The organism is Caulobacter sp. BP25 (genome assembly GCF_002737755.1).
GTDB lineage: Bacteria > Pseudomonadota > Alphaproteobacteria > Caulobacterales > Caulobacteraceae > Caulobacter.
On sequence record NZ_PEGH01000004.1, the window covers coordinates 1 to 16,763 of the forward strand.

General features: G+C 67.1%; 17 protein-coding genes and 1 pseudogene. 10 read left to right on the top strand and 8 right to left on the bottom strand.

Going from position 1 to position 16,763, the window contains the following annotated elements; all coding sequences use genetic code 11:
- Positions 1-247, top strand: a 247-nt coding sequence (locus tag CSW59_RS01205; RefSeq protein ID WP_236632131.1) for a hypothetical protein, incomplete at its 5' end; no start/stop codon positions are given.
- 100 nt (positions 248-347) lie between these two features.
- Here CSW59_RS01205 and CSW59_RS20485 read toward each other — a convergent pair.
- The 6 genes and pseudogenes from CSW59_RS20485 to CSW59_RS01230 all read right to left on the bottom strand — a co-directional run bounded on the left by CSW59_RS20485 (position 348) and on the right by CSW59_RS01230 (position 5,082).
- Positions 348-452, bottom strand: a complete 105-nt coding sequence (locus CSW59_RS20485; protein ID WP_143754930.1) for a hypothetical protein — start codon at positions 450-452, stop codon at positions 348-350.
- 225 nt (positions 453-677) lie between these two features.
- Positions 678-1,040: a hypothetical protein gene (locus CSW59_RS01210; RefSeq protein WP_099442327.1), complete on the bottom strand. Its 363-nt coding sequence runs from the start codon at positions 1,038-1,040 to the stop codon at positions 678-680.
- 157 nt (positions 1,041-1,197) lie between these two features.
- Positions 1,198-2,341 (bottom strand): annotated as a pseudogene (locus CSW59_RS01215) (acyl-CoA dehydrogenase family protein).
- A gap of 13 nt (positions 2,342-2,354) precedes the next feature.
- Positions 2,355-2,798 (bottom strand): endonuclease domain-containing protein, encoded by a 444-nt coding sequence (locus tag CSW59_RS01220; protein ID WP_099442328.1) that lies wholly within the window; start codon positions 2,796-2,798, stop codon positions 2,355-2,357.
- Positions 2,799-2,834: 36 nt separating this feature from the next.
- A complete protein-coding gene (locus CSW59_RS01225) occupies positions 2,835-4,049 on the bottom strand; it encodes an acyl-CoA dehydrogenase family protein (protein WP_099442329.1) in 1,215 nt (404 codons plus the stop codon).
- A 151-nt stretch (positions 4,050-4,200) separates the two neighbouring features.
- On the bottom strand, positions 4,201-5,082 hold the full coding sequence (locus tag CSW59_RS01230; protein WP_099442330.1) for a nicotinate-nucleotide--dimethylbenzimidazole phosphoribosyltransferase: 882 nt from the start codon (positions 5,080-5,082) through the stop codon (positions 4,201-4,203).
- Between the two features lie 81 nt (positions 5,083-5,163).
- Between CSW59_RS01230 and CSW59_RS01235 the strand changes: the two genes are divergently transcribed.
- Positions 5,164-5,388 carry a DUF1289 domain-containing protein gene (locus CSW59_RS01235; RefSeq protein ID WP_099442331.1) on the top strand — a complete coding sequence of 75 codons (225 nt, stop codon included), beginning with the start codon at positions 5,164-5,166 and terminating at the stop codon, positions 5,386-5,388.
- Positions 5,389-5,390: 2 nt separating this feature from the next.
- Here the strand turns inward: CSW59_RS01235 and CSW59_RS01240 are convergent, their stop codons facing one another.
- Complete coding sequence (locus CSW59_RS01240) at positions 5,391-5,714, bottom strand: hypothetical protein (protein WP_099442332.1); 324 nt, start codon at positions 5,712-5,714, stop codon at positions 5,391-5,393.
- Between the two features lie 275 nt (positions 5,715-5,989).
- Between CSW59_RS01240 and CSW59_RS01245 the strand changes: the two genes are divergently transcribed.
- Positions 5,990-6,508 (top strand): TIGR02281 family clan AA aspartic protease, encoded by a 519-nt coding sequence (locus tag CSW59_RS01245; protein WP_099442333.1) that lies wholly within the window; start codon positions 5,990-5,992, stop codon positions 6,506-6,508.
- A gap of 3 nt (positions 6,509-6,511) precedes the next feature.
- Here CSW59_RS01245 and dusA read toward each other — a convergent pair whose 3' ends face one another.
- Positions 6,512-7,525, bottom strand: coding sequence for a tRNA dihydrouridine(20/20a) synthase DusA (dusA, locus tag CSW59_RS01250; protein WP_099442334.1), 1,014 nt, complete (start codon positions 7,523-7,525; stop codon positions 6,512-6,514).
- 153 nt (positions 7,526-7,678) lie between these two features.
- Here dusA and CSW59_RS01255 point away from each other — a divergent pair, with 153 nt between their 5' ends.
- The 7 genes from CSW59_RS01255 (at position 7,679) to CSW59_RS01285 (ending at position 16,706) form a co-directional block, all read left to right on the top strand.
- A complete protein-coding gene (locus CSW59_RS01255; RefSeq protein ID WP_236632133.1) occupies positions 7,679-8,104 on the top strand; it encodes a DUF2946 family protein in 426 nt (141 codons plus the stop codon).
- A 120-nt stretch (positions 8,105-8,224) separates the two neighbouring features.
- Positions 8,225-10,270, top strand: coding sequence for a TonB-dependent receptor domain-containing protein (locus CSW59_RS01260; RefSeq protein WP_201722693.1), 2,046 nt, complete (start codon positions 8,225-8,227; stop codon positions 10,268-10,270).
- 53 nt (positions 10,271-10,323) lie between these two features.
- Positions 10,324-11,703, top strand: coding sequence for a PepSY domain-containing protein (locus CSW59_RS01265; protein WP_099442335.1), 1,380 nt, complete (start codon positions 10,324-10,326; stop codon positions 11,701-11,703).
- Positions 11,704-11,705: 2 nt separating this feature from the next.
- The gene (locus CSW59_RS01270; RefSeq protein ID WP_099442336.1) at positions 11,706-12,155 is read left to right on the top strand and encodes a copper chaperone PCu(A)C; all 450 of its coding nucleotides are present in this window, start codon (positions 11,706-11,708) and stop codon (positions 12,153-12,155) included.
- On the top strand, positions 12,155-12,736 hold the full coding sequence (locus CSW59_RS01275; RefSeq protein WP_099442337.1) for an SCO family protein: 582 nt from the start codon (positions 12,155-12,157) through the stop codon (positions 12,734-12,736). The genes CSW59_RS01270 and CSW59_RS01275 overlap by 1 nt, the downstream gene beginning before the upstream one ends.
- A gap of 94 nt (positions 12,737-12,830) precedes the next feature.
- The gene (locus CSW59_RS01280) at positions 12,831-15,008 is read left to right on the top strand and encodes a transglycosylase domain-containing protein (protein ID WP_099442338.1); all 2,178 of its coding nucleotides are present in this window, start codon (positions 12,831-12,833) and stop codon (positions 15,006-15,008) included.
- Positions 15,009-15,176: 168 nt separating this feature from the next.
- A complete protein-coding gene (locus tag CSW59_RS01285) occupies positions 15,177-16,706 on the top strand; it encodes an AbgT family transporter (RefSeq protein ID WP_236632134.1) in 1,530 nt (509 codons plus the stop codon).
- Positions 16,707-16,763: the final 57 nt, after the last annotated feature.

The window sequence follows — 16,763 nt, forward strand, 5'->3', positions numbered from 1 at the left end:
CAGCGAAGGGGCCTCGCTGAAGCTGAAGACGCCGACCACGATGGAACAGTTCATCCGCAGGACGGCTCGGTTTGGCGCTGTAAGGACGACCTCTGCACCACGACCAAGGTTCGGTCCCGCCGTGGCGCGCGCCTGCCGCAAGCTGGCCGGCCAGCTTGGCGAGCTGAGCGCCTTCGACTATCGCGGCCAGTCGCTGGACGACGCCGCCATCGCCGAATGCAACACGGCAGCCAAGCCACAGGGCTAAATCCTTAGGAAGAAGGCCTCCGCCGGTTCCGACAGAGGCCTTCCACCTTGGGGGTTGTAATAGTTCATGACACTTGGAGACTTACTTCACACTTGGAGACTTACTTCCGTCCTGACTTGGCGGACGATTTGACAGGCTTCGGGCTCGAACGGCCACCCACCAGCATCCCGCCCATGAAGGCGAACGAGAGCATGGCGTGGTTCATCTTCGATACATTCACAGCGGCGCGGCCTCCCAGATTGGCGACTAGGACCAGGAGACGCGCGTGGCGTTCGGAGAGGGTGATCTGTCCTCGTCGTCAGCGCGTCTAGGTACAGTTTGCGTGCCTCTTGCGTGTCGACAACGCGACAAAACGCGCTGAGCGCGACCCGCTCCGCTCGATGAACCCTGAGACGCAGCCGGAGCAAATCCCTCAGCGCACGCACGGAGCCTAGTGCAAGGTCACCGATGCGCCATCGGCCGCCGCAGCGCGCTTGGCCTCTTCGACATCGCCCAGAACCTCAGCGGCGGCCCGCAGGATGGCGGGAGAGACGCGCTCCTCATCACAGCCGATCGTATCAGCCGCCAGATCCGGCAGGTCGGCGCAGAGACGGATCTGCCCCGCGATCCGTTGCAGGATAACGCTTCCCTGAAGGTCGGGATCGTTGGCGACCACGCCGACCACCAGGGCCAGAGCGGCTTCGAACCGCGCGGCCGACAGCTTGGCTTCGCGCGCCTGGTCGATCAGCAGGCGGGCGTTGGCCTCGACCAGGGCGATCGCTTCCGCCGTCATGTGGGTCTCTTCGCCGATCATCCGTCTGCCTCCTTGCGCGTGCTTCAAGAGGTTGAACGGACGACGGCGCGGAGTTGGGCGCACTGGAACGCGGGCTGAACGAAAAAGCCGCCCGCGTCGGCGTGACGCAGGCGGCTTCGGCTCTTTTGGCGGTTCTTCCGTGGGCTGAAGCGCCAGATCAGGCCGCCGCGTCGAAGGACAGGGCCTCGTAGCGCTTCAGATGGTGGTCGACCGAGCCGAACAGGCCCTCGATCATGCTGGCGCGCTTGAAGTAGTGGCCGATGGCCAGCTCGTCAGTCATGCCCGCCCCGCGTGGATCTGGATGGCGTTCTGACCCACGAACTTGCAGGCGCGGCCGATGCGCACCTTCATGGCTGAGACGGCCTTGGCGCGCTCATCGGCGCCTTCCTCCAGCTTGATCGTGGCCATGTAGGTCATGGAGACCGACTGCTCAAGCTCGATGAACATGTCGACCATGCGGTGCTGCAGCACCTGGAAGTTGGCGATGGCCGTGCCGAACTGTTTGCGCTGCTTGGCGTAGTCCAGCGTGCCCTCGTGCAGCTTGCGCAGCACACCCACGGCCTCGGCGCCGACGGCGGCCGTGGCCTCGTCGATCACCTTGTCGACCAGAGCCAGGCCGTCCTCGGCGAGCAGGGCGTCGGCGGGGACCGAGACATTCTCGAAATAGACTTCCGAGGCGCGATTGCCGTCGACCGTCGGATAGTCGCGGGTGACGATGCCTGGCAGGCTCTTGTCGACCAGGAACACCCCGACACCGCCAGCGTCGCGCTGAGCGCCGCCCGTGCGGGCGGTGACGATCAGATGGGTGGCGAACGGCGCGCCGATCACCACGGCCTTGTGGCCGTTGAGGGTCCAGCCCGCGCCGCGCCGTCCTTCTTGGCCGTCGTCTTCAGGTCGCGCCAGGTGTAGCGGGCCTGCGGCTCGCCATAGGCGAAGGCGATGGTGGTGGTCCCGCCGATGATCCCCTCGATCACCGAGGCGGCGTCGGCATGACCCGAGTGCTTCAGGAATCCGCCGCCGATCACCACGGTGCCCAGATAGGGCTCGATGACGAGCGCCTTACCGAACTCCTCCATGACGATCATGTTGTCGACCGCGCCGCCGCCAAGTCCACCCAGCTCCTCCGAGAACGGCGCGCCCAGGATGCCCAGCTCCTCGGCGAAGGCCTTCCAGTAGTCGGCGCGCCAGCCGCTGTCGGAGCTGACGATCTTGCGGCGGGTGTCGAAGTCGTACTTGTCCTGCAGGAAGCTCGCGATCGTGTCGCGGAGCATCGACTGTTCTTCGGTGAAGTTGAAATCCATCCCTGGGTTTCCTCTATTGTTCTGCGACCGTCTCCCCTCCCCCTTGCGGGGAGGGGCCGGGGGTGGGGGTGTCGGCGCCGACGAGCGCCAATATTCTCTCGACCGCCGAATACGGGTCGTTGATGGCCTGTGAGTTGGAAACCCGGATCACCCGGTACCCACGCGCTTCCAGCCAAGCTTGGCGTTCGGCGTCGCGAGCGGCCACGTGTTCCAGGTCGTGAACCGCGCCATCCACCTCGACGATCAGCCGGTGATGGTGGCAGACGAAGTCCACGATGTAGGACCCGAAAGGCGCCTGCCGACGAAAATGAGATCCGGGAATCTCAACCTTCTTCAGCGCCTTCCAGAACAGCTTCTCCGCCAGGGTCAGCTCGCGACGCATCCGCTTGGCCGAGCGATCGGCTCGGTCGGAATGGTGCAAAGCTCCTGGCGTCCGTGCTGACACCCCCACCCCCATCCCCTCCCCGCAAGGGGGAGGGGTGCTAAGTTGACGCTAGAGCCCCAGAACCATCTTGGCGATGATGTTGCGCTGGATCTCGTTGGAGCCGCCGTAGATCGACGTCTTGCGGACGTTGAAATAGGTCGGCGCGGCGCGGTGGGCGAAGTCTGGGCCGATCGGGTGGGCGTTGTCGCCGTCGGTCGGGAAGCCGCGGAAGTACGGCGCGCCATAGTGGCCGGCCGCCTCCAGCACCAGTTCGGTGATCCGTTGCTGGATCTCGGTGCCCTTGATTTTCAGCACGCTCGACTCCGGACCTGGCCCCTTGCCGGCGGCTTCACCGGCCAGGGTGCGCAGTTCGGTATATTCCAGCGCCGTCAGGTCGATCTCCAGCTCGGCGACCTTGCGCTTGAACATCGGGTCCTTGATCAGGGCCGCGCCGTCGTCGCCGAGTTCCGTCGAGGCGATCTGGCGGATGCGCTCGATGCCGCGCTTGGAGCGGGCGACGCCCGCGATCCCCGAGCGCTCGTGGGCCAGCAGGAACTTGGCGCAGGTCCAGCCCTTGTTCTCGTCGTAGATGCGGTTCTCGACCGGCACCTTGACGTTCTCGAGCCAGACCTCGTTGACCTCGTGCTCGCCGCCCAGGGTGATGATCGGCCGCACGGTCACGCCGGGCGACTTCATGTCGATCAGCAGGAACGAGATGCCTTCCTGGATCTTGGCGTTGGGGTCGGTGCGGACCAGACAGAAAATCCAGTCGCCGTGCTGGGCCAGGGTGGTCCAGGTTTTCTGGCCGTTGACCAGATAGTATTCCTTGCCGTCGTCGCCTGTGAAGCGCTCAGCCTTGGTCTTGAGGCTGGCGAGGTCGGAGCCGGCGCCGGGCTCGGAATAGCCCTGGCTCCACCAGATGTCGCCCGACAGGGTCGGCGGCAGGAAACGCTCTTTCTGTTCAGGGGTGCCGAAGGTGTAGATCACCGGCCCGACCATGTTGATGCCGAACGGCAGGATCGGCACGCAGTCGGCGCGGGCGGTCTCTTCCGACCAGATGTAGCGCTGCACGGACGTCCAGCCAGGCCCCCCGTACTGGGTCGGCCAAGCCGGGGCCACCCAGCCCTTCTGGGCCAGGATGCGGTGCCAAGCGAGGAAATCGTGCTTGGCCATTTCCTCGCCCTCCTCCTGCTTTTCACGCAGGCCCGCCGGATAGTTCTCGGCGATGAAGGCGCGCACCTCGTCGCGGAAGGCGAGGTCCTCGGGCGAGAAGTCGAGATTCATGGCCAGCTCCCGTTCCAATCGGCCTCTCTAGAGGAAGCCGTTATTGCGTTTCGGAGCTTACGATATCGGTCGAACGGGCGTTTGGAAAGATGACGTTAGCGTCAACGGAAGCAAATGTGATCCGCGTTCACTTGGACTGACGCCGAGCCGCCTATCGGACCTCGCAGGCCAGCTTGACTAGGGCTAGGGCCGAGGCACCGCCGACGCCCTCCTCGTCCAAAGTATCGAGCGCCAGAAGCGGCCGCTTGTCGAGGATTTCCAGCAGACGGGCGTGGCCCTTGGCGGGGCTGACATGCGCCGCCAGGCAATGGTCGATCGCCTCGGGCTCGAGCGCGCGCAGAATGGCGGCGGCGGCGCAGGCGGCGTAGCCGTCCAGCAGGACCGGGACCTTCTGGACGCGGGCGGCCAAGATCGCGCCAACCACGGCGGCGGTCTCGCGTCCGCCCAGCTGGCGCAGGATCTCGAGGGGATCGTCGGTCATGCCCTCGGCCTTGGCGCGGGCGACGGCGGCGGCGGCGGGCTCGGGATCGTCGGACCAGTCCGAAGCCTCGCCGCCAAACAGCGCCAGGCAGATGGCTGCGGCTGTGCGGGTGGGTTCGGCGACGATGACGCCCGGGATCAGCAGATCAGGCTGCTTGGCCAGGGCCTCCATGCCGAAGGCCATGGTGGCGGCGGCTTCCTTCTCGCTCATCGAGGGCTTCTCGGCGGAATCCGGCGATGGACGGTCGATGGCCAGGTCGAAGGCCTCCAGCCCCGCACCCTGGACGCCCGCCAGCCGCGAAACGGTGGCTCCGCCCGAGGCGATGGCTTCCAGACGATCGCGGGCATAGCCGCGCGGCCCCACGCCCTGGCGGGCGCCGGCGTACAGCGCCACGACCGGACGGTTCACCGCCGGCGGGCTCTTACCGCTCCAGGCGGTGAGCCAGGCCGAAATCTCGGCCAGCCGTCCGCCCTGCTCCAGCGTCGGGGAAGGTCCCGGCGCGGGCGGCGAGACGGCGAGTTGGCGAATGTCGGCGAAGGGCGAAGCGGTCATGAGCGCGGACTTAAACCCGTCCGCGCCCAAAGCAACCCCTGACGGCTTGAAGATCGAAGACGGAACAGGGATGCTGCCGCCATGACGACAACGCCGCCGGCCAGACCACCTCGCCCGATCGCCACACCATGCGTGAAGGTATGCGCGGTGAACGGCGCGAGCGGTTACTGCCTGGGCTGTCGTCGCACCCTGGCCGAGATCGCCGGCTGGGCGAAACTAAGCGACGAGGAGCGAGCGGCGATCACTGCCGCCCTCCCCGATCGTCCGGACCCTATGGCCGCGCTGATGGCGGCGGCGGGGCGCTGAGCTTACTGGCCGCCGGCGATATAGGCGGCGCAGTCGCCGTCTCGCTTAGCGATCAGCTTGGCCTTCTTTTCCCCTTCGGCGGCATTGGCCTCCTTGAGGGCGGCTTGCATTTTGTTATTGGCGGACGTGCGGACCGCCAGGTCGCGCGAAGGGCTCTCAGCCCGCAAGAACGCGTCCAGCGCGGTCGTGTCCAGCTTGCCCAGGTTCTCGGACGCCGCGAGGCCTCGACAGCGCGCCGCCTCCAGATAGCTCAGGTTGGACACACCGGCCTGGGCGACGCTGGCAAACGATCCAAGCGCGACAGTGGCGATAATCAGAGCTCTCATAATGGCTTCCCCTCAACAGGACAATTCTATTGCCAGGAGGATCTATCTGCGAACACGAATTCTCTGAAGTTAATTCCAAGACATAAATTTAATTACATAAACGTAATCCAGTTTATTAAATTCATGTAATCAAGATTGTCAGAATTCAGGAATACTTTCCAGAAGAACGATAACCGCCGCGTGAAAAACCCTCGCCGGATTCACGCCTTGAAAACGCCTGCCTCCTAATGATTGAAGGAAGCCGCAGAAGCGGTCTTGGGAGCCTACAAGGCGGGATGTCTTCGATGTTTAGGTTTGCGGCGATCGCTCTGGTGGGCGCCCTGTCGGCCGTTGGCGCGGCCAAGGCCGTGGTTTCGCTCGACGATCTGCGCCATCCCGAGCTGCGCGCGCCATCCGCCGCCGCCGCGACCCTGGGCGACGCCGAGGGCGGCCCCGCCCAGATCGCCAAGGACAGTGACGGTCACTTCTGGGCCAAGGCCGCCGTAGACGGCCAAGATGTGCGCTTCCTGGTCGACACCGGCGCCACTGCGGTTTCGCTCAGCATGGCCGACGCTCAGCGTTTGGGTATCGACACCAGCAAGCTGACCTACGATTACAACGTGATCACCGCCGACGGCCGCACCCGCGCCGCCTCGATCAAGCTGGCCAGCGTCGCGATCGCCGGCGCCACGGTCCGCGATGTCGACGCCCTGGTGATCGAGAAGGGCCTCGAGAACTCGCTGCTAGGCATGAGCTATCTGGGCCGCCTATCGCGGTTCGAAGCCACCCAGGACGCCCTGATCCTGCACCCTTAAGCCTCAAACGGCGGGCGCGGTCCGGTCCTCGCGCGAGGCCAGCGCCGCGCGCACGGCGTCCAGAGCCCGATCGACGACGTCGAGACCGGCGCCTGACTTGACGCCCTCGACCGTCAGGATGCGCCGCCAGGCCCGCGCACCGGGCAGGCCGTGAAACAGGCCCAGCATGTGCCGCGTCATGGCGGCCAGGTGCGTCCCGCCCGCCAGCTCGCGCGCCAGATAGGGCCGGTAGCGCTCGACCGCTTCAAAGCTGTCGACATCGGCGACATCCATGCCGAACACGCGCCGATCGACTTCGCCCAACAAGCCGGCCTCGTGATAGGCCGCCCGGCCCAGCATCACGCCATCGACGCCGTTGGCCAGATGCTCGAGCGCCGCATCGACGCTGGGCACGCCGCCATTGATCGCGATGGTCAGGTTCGGGCGCTCGCGCTTGAGCCGATAGACCAGATCATAGTCCAGCGGCGGGATGTCCCGGTTCTCCTTCGGCGACAGGCCTTGCAGCCAAGCCTTGCGGGCGTGGACGACGAAGCTGTCGATCCCGGCGGCGGCGCAGCGGTCAACCAAGGTGAAGAGACTCTCTTCCGGGTCCTGGTCGTCGACGCCGATCCGGCACTTGACCGTGGCGGGAACCTTCACCGCGCCCTTGATCGCGGCCATACACTCGGCGACGAGGTCCGGCTCGCGCATCAGGCAGGCGCCGAAGCGGCCGCTCTGCACGCGGTCCGAGGGGCAGCCAACGTTCAGATTGATCTCGTCATAGCCCCAGTCCTCGCCGATCCGCGCGGCCTGCGCCAACTCAGCCGGGTCAGAGCCGCCTAGCTGCAGCGCAACCGAGTGCTGGCCAGCGTCGAAACCCAGCAGCTTCTCGCGATCGCCATGAACGACCGCCCCGCTGGTCACCATCTCGCTATAAAGCAGCGCCTGGCTGGACAGGACGCGATGCAGCGACCGGCAGTGTCGATCGGTCCAATCCATCATCGGAGCGACGGAGAAACGGGCGGGCTGGAACGTCATGACCGTGCTTTGCGAGGCGTCTCGGGCGCCAACTTCGAGCGCGCGTATATAGGCCAGACCTCGCACGGACGCGACCCCGCAGCGCCGAACCCGATACCACTCCGGAAAAACACGGAGGCGACAAGTTTGGCGTCTTCGACTAAAGCCGCTCTCGTGACTCGTCCGCCGCTTCACCGCAGCCTCTTGCCTCGCGCCGTCTTCATGACGCTCGCGGCGCTGGCGGTCGCCTTGAAGGTGATGATCCCGGCCGGCTTCATGACCGCGCCGGATTCGCGCAACGGCCTACCGTTCGCCCTGGTGCTCTGCACCGGCGACGGCGCCAAGCTGGTCCAGCCGGGCGAAGCCCTAGCCGGCCACCAGGACAAGAGCGGCGGCGCCGACAACTCCGCGCACGACACGCCCTGCCCGTTCGCTGGTCACGGCGCGGGCGCTCCACCGCCCAGCGCCGTCACGGTCGCCAAGGTCGCGTTCGTCGCCTACGCGCCGATCGCACCCTCGCGCGTCACCCATCTCGCCCCGGGACGAGGCCTCGCCGCCCCGCCCCTGCCGGCCAGAGGTCCTCCCAGCCAGCTGATCTAGCCTCCGGCCGAGCGCTGGAGCGTAAGCGCCGCCATGCGGTCGCGTCCGCTCGCGCACGCCCATCCGCTTTTTCAGTTCTGCCTACGCATGGCGCGCCAAGTCGCGCCCAAGGACCAAATCATGAAGTCTCTCCTCCTGGCCGCCACGGCCATCGCCGCCTTCGTTCCGCCCGTCGCCCAAGCCGCCGACAAGCCGGCCGACACCGAAGTCTCCTCGGTCATCGTCACCGCCCGCCGCAATCCCGAGGATCCGCCCGTCGTCGCCGACGCCCGCAAGCGTCTGTCCGAGACCCCCGGCGCGGTGTCGGTCATCTCGCAAGAGAGCTACTTGGGCCGCCAGACCCTGGCGCTGGACGACATGCTGCGCGACGCGCCCGGCGTCTACGCCCAACGCAAGTGGGGCGGCGACATCCGCATCTCGATCCGCGGCTCGGGCATCGGCAACGCCAGCCACAACCGGGGCCTCTTGATCGCCCAGGACGGCGTGCCGCTGAACGAGGCCGACGGTTATGGCGACAGCCAGGTCGCCGATCCGCTGAACACCCGCTACGCCGAGGTCTATCGCGGCGGTAACGCCCTGCGCTTTGGCGGCGCCCTCTTGGGCGGGGCGATCAACATGGTCACGCCGACGGGCAAGGACGCGGGCTTTTCCAACCAGGTTCGCATCGACGGCGGCTCCTATGGTCTGCTGCGCGAGCACGTCGCCATCGCACGGCAGTCCGGCGACTGGGACGTCTATGCGGCGGCCACTAACCAGACCAGCCAGGGCTGGCGCTCGCAGAGCCAGCAGAACATCCAGTTCGGCAGCCTCAATATCGGCCGCTCCTTCGGCCAGGACCGAGAGGTGCGCTTCATCGTCAACGGCTCGAACATCAACCAGGAGATCCCTGGCTCGCTGACGCTGGACCAGTTCAACAAGAACCCCCGCCAGACCGCCGCCTCCAACGCCGCCGTCGACCAGGGCCGCAACCAGCGCGGCGTGCGCAGCTCGCTGCAGACGACCTGGCGCCTGAACGACCAGCTCGTCTTCCAAGGCGCGCTGTATGGCGTCTGGAAGGAGCTGGACCACCCGATCTTCCAGGTCATCGACCAGGAAAGCCGCAACTACGGCGCCTTCGGCCGCTTCGACTGGGACGGCGAGATCGGCGGCAAGCGGGCCGATGCCTTCTTCGGCGCCTGGTATCGCCAGGGCGACCTGGACTCGCACTTCTACATCAACAACCGGGGCGGCCGCGGCGCGCTGCAGTCGATCTCTTACCAGAACGCCAAGGCCATTGACGTGTTCGGCGAAGGCCGGCTGTTCGTGACGGACCAACTCGCGGTCGTCGCGGGCGCCACCTGGGGCCAGGCCGAGCGCGACTATGTCAGCGTCGCGGTTCCGGGCGTGAGAAGCACGTTCAACCTGGACGCCTCCAAGACCTACAACTGGGTCTCGCCGCGCGTTGGCCTGCTCTGGCAGAACGAGGCCGGCGATCAGGTGTTCGCCAACGTCACCCGCTCGGTCGAGCCGCCGAACTTCAGCTCCATGACCCCGACCAATGTCGGCTTCACCCCGGTGAAGGCGCAGAAGGCCTGGACCGGCGAAGTCGGGACGCGCGGCCATCGCGGCCCGTTCACCTACGACCTGACGCTCTATCGCGCCGAGCTGAAGAACGAGATGCTGCAATATGCGGTCAGCTCGTCGATCCCGGCCGCCACCTTCAACGCCGACAAGACGATGCACCAAGGCGTAGAGGCGGCGCTGGACTGGGCCGTGGCCCCCAAGTGGCGGATCCGCCAGACCTGGACCTATTCGGACTTCCGCTTCAAGGACGACGTCGACTACCACGACAACCGCCTGCCGATCGTGCCCAAGCACTTCTATCGCTCGGAAGTCCGCTATGACGACCCGCGCGGCTGGTTCGTGGCGCCGTCGGTCGAGTGGTCGGCCACCGACCAGTGGATCGACTACAAGAACACGAAGAAGGCTCCGGGCTACGCGATCCTGAACCTGAACGCCGGCTGGAAGGTCACGCCCGCCGTGTCGCTGTTCCTGGACGCGCGGAACCTGACGGACAAGGCCTACGTCTCCAACACCCAGGCCGCCGTGGCCTGGACCACCGCCACCGCCACCCTGTGGCCGGGCGACGGCCGTTCGGTGTTCGGCGGCGTGACCGTCAACTTCTGATCCTGATCGGTCGGCGGCTCGCGAGGGCCGCCGACCAAGCCTCGGAGCTCGCGATGTCCGCGATCGAGACCCGTGAACGCCCGGCTTCGGCCGGAGACCTCTACCGCGCCTTCTGGCGCTGGCACTTCTATGCCGGCCTTCTGGTGCTGCCGATCCTGATGCTGATGGCCCTGACCGGCGGGCTCTATTTGTTCAAGGCAGAGCTTTCGGCCATCGTCCACCGCCCCCTGGTCGTTGTCGCCGATAGCCCGGCCACGACCGCGCCAAGCGCCTGGATCGCCTCCGCGCAGGCGGGGACCGGCGGCAAGGTCGGCCAGCTGACGATCCCTGCGCGGGGCGACCGGTCGGTCCAGCTCGGCGTCCAGACGACCGAGGGCAAGCGCACCGCCTATGTCGATCCGCATACCGGCCAGTACCTGGGCCAGACCCAGCCCGGCGGTTTCATGGGCTTCGTCAAACACCTGCACAGCCTGGAGATCGCGGGCCCGGTGATGAACCTGCTGGTCGAGGTCGTCGCCGGCTGGGCCATCGTGCTGGTCGCCACCGGGATCTTCCTATGGTGGCCGCGCGGTCAGGCCGGCGGGATCGTCACGGTACGGAGCAAGCCCGCCAAGCGCCTGTTCTGGCGTGATTTCCATGCCGTCACCGGCGCCTTCACCGGCCTAGTGATCGTATTCCTGGCCGTCACCGGCATGCCGTGGTCGGCCTTCTGGGGCAAGGAGGTCCGCCAGATCACGACGGAGGCTGGCCTTGGTCGTCCCAAGCCGCCCGTCGCCGAGCAGCACCACGCGGCCAAGCCCGCCCCCGAGCCCGCCGAAGGCGTGCCGTGGGCCTTGCAGACCAAGACCCCGCCGATGTCTGGCATGGAAGGTCACGACCACACGGCGATGATGATGGCGCTGGCCGCGCCGCTGGACGCCGACACCATCGTCGCCAAGGCGCGCGCGGCCGGCCTGGCGAACGGTTTCACCCTGACCCTGCCCAAGACCCCAGGCGGGACCTGGACCGCCGCTTACATGCCCGACCAGATCGAGAAGACCCGCACCGTTTACCTCGATGGTCGCGACGGCCGTGTGCTGGCCGACGTCGGCTATCGCGACTTCGGCCCCGCCGCCAAGGCGATCGAGTGGGGCATCGCTGTCCACCAGGGCCAGCAGTTCGGCCTGATCAACAAGCTGGTCATGCTGGCTGGATGCGTCGCGATCTGGCTGCTGGGCGTCTCGGCCCTCGTGATGTGGTGGAAGCGCCGCCCCAAGGGCCGCCTGGCCGCCCCAGCCCGCCCGACGACGCGCGGCGCCTATGCCGGCCTGCTGGCGATCGTGCTGCCGCTCGCCATATTCTATCCACTGGTCGGCGTATCGCTGATCGCGGCCCTTCTGATCGACCTCGTCCTTCGGCGACTGACCTCGCCGCCTCTCAAAGCTGGAGCCTGACCATGAAGATCCTGACCCTGATCGCGGTCTCTGCCGCCGCGTTCGCCTCGACCGCCGTCGCCGCCCCCGCCCCGAAGGTCGCCGCCACGGACGCCTGGTGCCGTCCCACCGTCGCCGGCGCGATGGCCGCCGGCTGCTATGTGACCCTGACCGCCAAGAGCGAGGATCGCCTCGTCTCGGTCGAGAGCCCCGCCGCCGGCAGCGGCGAGATCCACACCATGTCGATGGACGGCGCCGTGATGCGGATGCGCAAGTTGCCCGACGGCCTGGCCCTGCCGCCCGGCAAGGCCGTGGCGCTGAAGCCGGGCGCCGACCACCTGATGCTGATCGGCCCCAAAGCGCAGTTAAAGGAAGGCGCCAAGGTGCCGCTGACCTTGAAGTTCAAGTCCGCCCCGCCGGTGACGATCGACGCCGTCGTTAAGATCCCGCCCATGCCCGGCATGGCGCACTAATGCGCAAAGCCCTCCTCGCAACGGCGGCCATTCTTCTGGCCGCCGCGCCTCTGGCCGCCTGCAACCGCCAGGACGGCGCTAGCGCCGCGCGGTCACGGGTCAAGATCGGCGGGCCGTTCAACCTGGTCGACATGAACGGCAAGCCGGTCACCGAGCAGTCGCTGCTGGGCAAGCCCACGGCGATCTTCTTCGGCTTCACCTATTGTCCGGAGGTCTGCCCCACCACCCTGACGGACCTGACGGCCTTGCTGAAGATGCTGGGGCCCGACGCCGACAAGCTGAACGTGGTGTTTGTCTCGGTCGATCCCGAGCGCGACACGCCCGAGCAGCTGCGCACCTATCTGTCGAACTTCGACCCGCGCATTCAGGGCTTCACGGGAACGCCCGAGACCGTCGCCAAGGCGGCTAAGGCCTACCGCGTCTACTACCAGAAGGTCCCGCAGGATGGCGGCGGCTACACGATCGACCACTCTTCCTCGATCTATCTGTTCGACGCCAAGGGTCAGTTCGTGACGCCGATCGCCTACCAGTCCCCGCCCGACCGCGCCCTGACCCAGCTACGAGCGCTGCTGGCGCGCTAAAAAAGAAAAGCCCGGCGACAAGGCCGGGCTTGGAAAGTCAGGGAGGAAACGCCCAGGAAAGGGCAGAGGCATCGGCCTCACGGGGAGGTTAGTTATGGTCGCCCTGTCCCCATTCAAGGGGCGCGACCGGAAAAACTTCCCGTTCCGCGCGCTTGGCTTGCCGGGACCGTGTGGTATGAGCGCCGACGACGAGTGCGGGCGTGCGCCCGAAGCGAGCGCCGATCCCATGTCCGACGATCCGAACGACCTCGACCCCAATACGCCGCCGCGCCAGACCCGCGACCCGCAAGCGGCGTTGGCCGATCCTGCGCCCGCGACGAGCTCTGAGCCGGCGCCGGTTGAGCCTCCGCCTGAACCCGAGCCAGAACCCGAGCCTGCGACCACGCGCAAACCCTTCTGGAAACGCCACCTGTGGATGGTCGGCGCGATCGCCGCCTTGGCTGTGCTGGTCGTGGTGCTGGTCGCCTCGCTGTTCTGGTCGCTGCCTCTGAGCCGGGCGCTGGAGCCGCTGAACAACTCGGCCATCGTCCTGGTCGCCAGCGACGGCTCGCCGATCGCCAAGCGCGGCTCGTACAAGGAAGCGCCGATCGACGCGGCCAAGCTGCCGTCTTACGTGCCCGGCGCCTTCATCGCCATCGAGGACCGCCGCTTCTACAGCCACATGGGCGTGGACCCGAAGGCCATCGCTCGGGCGCTGGGCAAGAACGCTCAAGCCGGCGGCGTCTCCGAAGGCGGTTCGACCATCACCCAGCAACTGGCCAAGAACGCCTTCCTGTCCAGCGACCGAAATCTTCGTCGCAAGGCGCAAGAGGCCCTGATCGCCGTCTATCTGGAAGCGCGCCTCTCCAAGGCCGAGATCCTGTCGCGCTATCTCTCGTCGGTCTATTTCGGCGACGGCGCCTTTGGCCTGCGGGCAGCGGCCCGGCACTATTTCGGCAAGCAGCCCGAGCAGTTGTCGATCGGCGAGGCCGCCATGCTGGCGGGCCTGGTGAAAGCCCCCTCGCGCCTGGCGCCGACCAACAACCTCGAAGGCGCCCGCGAGCGGATGCGCATTGTCCTGGGCGCCATGGTCGAGACCGGTACGATCACCCAGGCCCAGTCGGACGCGGTGGGCGACGTCTCGCCGATCCAGATCCAGGACAAGCTGCCCACGGGCTCGTACTTCGCCGATTGGGCCCTGCCCCAGGCCCGCGCCAGCATCGGCGCCCGCTATGGCGAGACCATCGTCCGCACCACCCTGGACCCCAAGCTCCAGGAAAAGGCCGAGAAGATCCTCAACGACTTCATCGAACGCGACGGCAAGGTCCTGAACGTCACCCAGGGCGCTCTGGTGGCCATGCGCAAGGACGGTCGCGTCGTCGCAATGGTCGGCGGCCGCGACTACAAGCAGAGCCAGTTCAACCGCGCCGATGGCGAACGCCAGCCGGGCTCGGCGTTCAAGCTGTTTGTCTACCTGGCCGCCCTGCGCGAGGGGATGACCACCACCACCCCGATCCTCGATACGCCCGTGCAGGTCAGCGGCTACATGCCCAAGAACCATGAGGGCAAGTACCACGCCCGAGAGGTGCCGCTGATCACCGCCTTCGCCGGCTCGTCCAATGTCGCGGCCGTGCGTCTGGCCCATGACCTGGGTCCGGCCAAGGTCATCAAGGTCGCCCGCGACCTCGGGATCACCGAGAAGATCCCCGACGACCTGACCATGGCGCTGGGCACGGGCTCGATGAGCCTGACGCGGCTGACGGCCGCCTACGCCTCGGTGGCGGCGGGGGAATACCCGATCGTTCCGCACGCGCTGGAGAGCTTCGGTAAGCCCAAGACCACGCCCTACGATCCCAAGGTTCTGGCCAACATGCGCGATCTCCTGCGCTCGGCCACCCATCGCGGCACCGGCGTGGAGGCGGCCATTGAGGGCGCCTATGGCAAGACCGGCACCACCCAGAACTATCACGACGCGATCTTCGTCGGCTATGTCGACGATCTGGTGGTCGGGGTCTGGGTCGGCAACGACGACAACAGCCCGATGAATGGCGTGGTCGGCGGCGGCGAGCCCGCCAAGATCTGGAAGGCCTTCATGCTGTCGGCCCTGGGCCGCGACGTCTCCCTGCGTCCCGCCGAAGACCCGCTAGAGGACCTGGGCCTGCCGCTGGAAGGCGAGATCGGCCCCGATGGCCTGCCGCTCGCGCCGCTGACCGTCCCCGCCGACCCGGCCGCGCCCACCGCGCCCAACAGCGGCGCCCCGCAGGCTCCGCCGCCGGCTGAGCCAAGGCCTTAAGCCTCATCGCCCTCTTCAGCCATGTGTAGACGCATGGCTGAATACTCGCGCCGCATAGGCTTGTCGCGAGTCGAGGGGGCTGACACCGTCCCTCCGCCAAATGGGGGTGGCGGGATGAATGAAACAATCGCGCCGAGCGGCGTGGGGGAACGGCGCTGGCGGCGATTGTTGGACCGGATCGAGCGGGTCGGCGACGCCCTGCCCGATCCGGTCTTCATCTTCCTTGGCTGCATCGCTCTGCTGGTCGCTGGCTCGGTAATCGCCGCGACGGTAGGCTGGAGCGCGATCAACCCGGTCACCGGCGAGATGCTGCGCGCCGAAAGCCTGCTGTCCCGCGAAAACCTGGCCAAGCTTCTGGTCGACATGCCCGAGACCATGACCAAGTTCCCGCCGCTGGGGCTGGTCCTGGTGGTCATGCTGGGCGCCGCCGTCGCCGAGCGTTCGGGCCTGTTTGGGGCCCTGCTGGGCGATGCGATCCGCAAGCTGCCCAAGACCATCCTCAGTCCTGCGGTCTTCGTGATCGGGGTGATGTCGCACCACGCCGCCGACGCGGCCTATGTCGTGCTGATCCCGATGGCCGCCCTGATCTACGCCGAGGCGGGCCGGCATCCGCTGGCCGGCGTCGCCGTCGCCTATGCCGGCATTTCCGGCGCCTTCGCCGGCAATATCATTCCCGGCCAGTTCGACGTGCTGATCCTGGGGATCACCGCGCCGGCCGCCCAGCTGATCGACCCGGCTTTCGTCATGAACCCCCTGGGCAACTGGTGGTTCACCCTGGCCATCGGAACCCTGTTCACGCCCATCGCCTGGTGGGTCACCGACCGGGTGGTCGAGCCGCGCCTGGGCCCTTGGACCCGCGAGGACACCGCCGCCGCCGCGCCCGACCTGGTGCTGGAGGAGATCGGCGCGGCCCAAAAGCGCGGCCTGCGCCGGGCCGGCGTCGCCGCCCTCGTGGTCGTCGGCCTATTTGCGGCCCTCACGCTATGGCCGCACTTCGCGCCGCTGGTCGACGCCGAGGCGACCGGGCCAAGCCGCATGACGCCCTTCTATCAGTCGCTGATCGCGGCCTTCATGCTGCTGTTCCTGGCCAGTGGCTGGGCCTACGGCTCGGCCACCGGATCGGTGAAGTCACATCGCGACATCGTGGCGATGATGGCCGAGGGCATGCGCGGCATGGCGCCCTATCTGGTCCTGGCCTTCTTCGCCGCGCACTTCGTGGCGATGTTCGCCTGGTCGAAGCTGGGCCCCGTCATGGCCGTCCATGGCGCCGAGGCCCTGCGCGGCGTGGGGCTGCCCAAGCCCCTGTTGCTGATCGCCCTGCTGATCATGTCGTCCTTCATGGACCTGTTGATCGGCTCGGCCTCGGCCAAGTGGAGCGCCATGGCGCCGATCGTCGTGCCGATGCTGATGCTGCTGGGAATCTCGCCGGAGATGACCACCGCCGCCTACCGGATGGGCGACTCAATCTTCAACATCGTCACGCCCCTGGCCTCGAACTTCCCGCTGGTGCTGATCATAAGCCAGAAATGGCGACCGCGCTTTGGGGTCGGCTCGATGGTCGCGCTGATGCTGCCCTATACGATCGGCTTCGCCATCGCGGGCATGACGCTGGTGTTGGCGTGGGTCGGGCTGCAGCTGCCGGTTGGCCCCGGCGCGCCGGGCGTCTATGCGCCACCCGCCGCAGCGTCCATGCCTTAAGCGTCGTTCAGCGCAGGTTCACGCGGCCAAGCTTTAGGTGCGCCCGAGGGTCAAGCC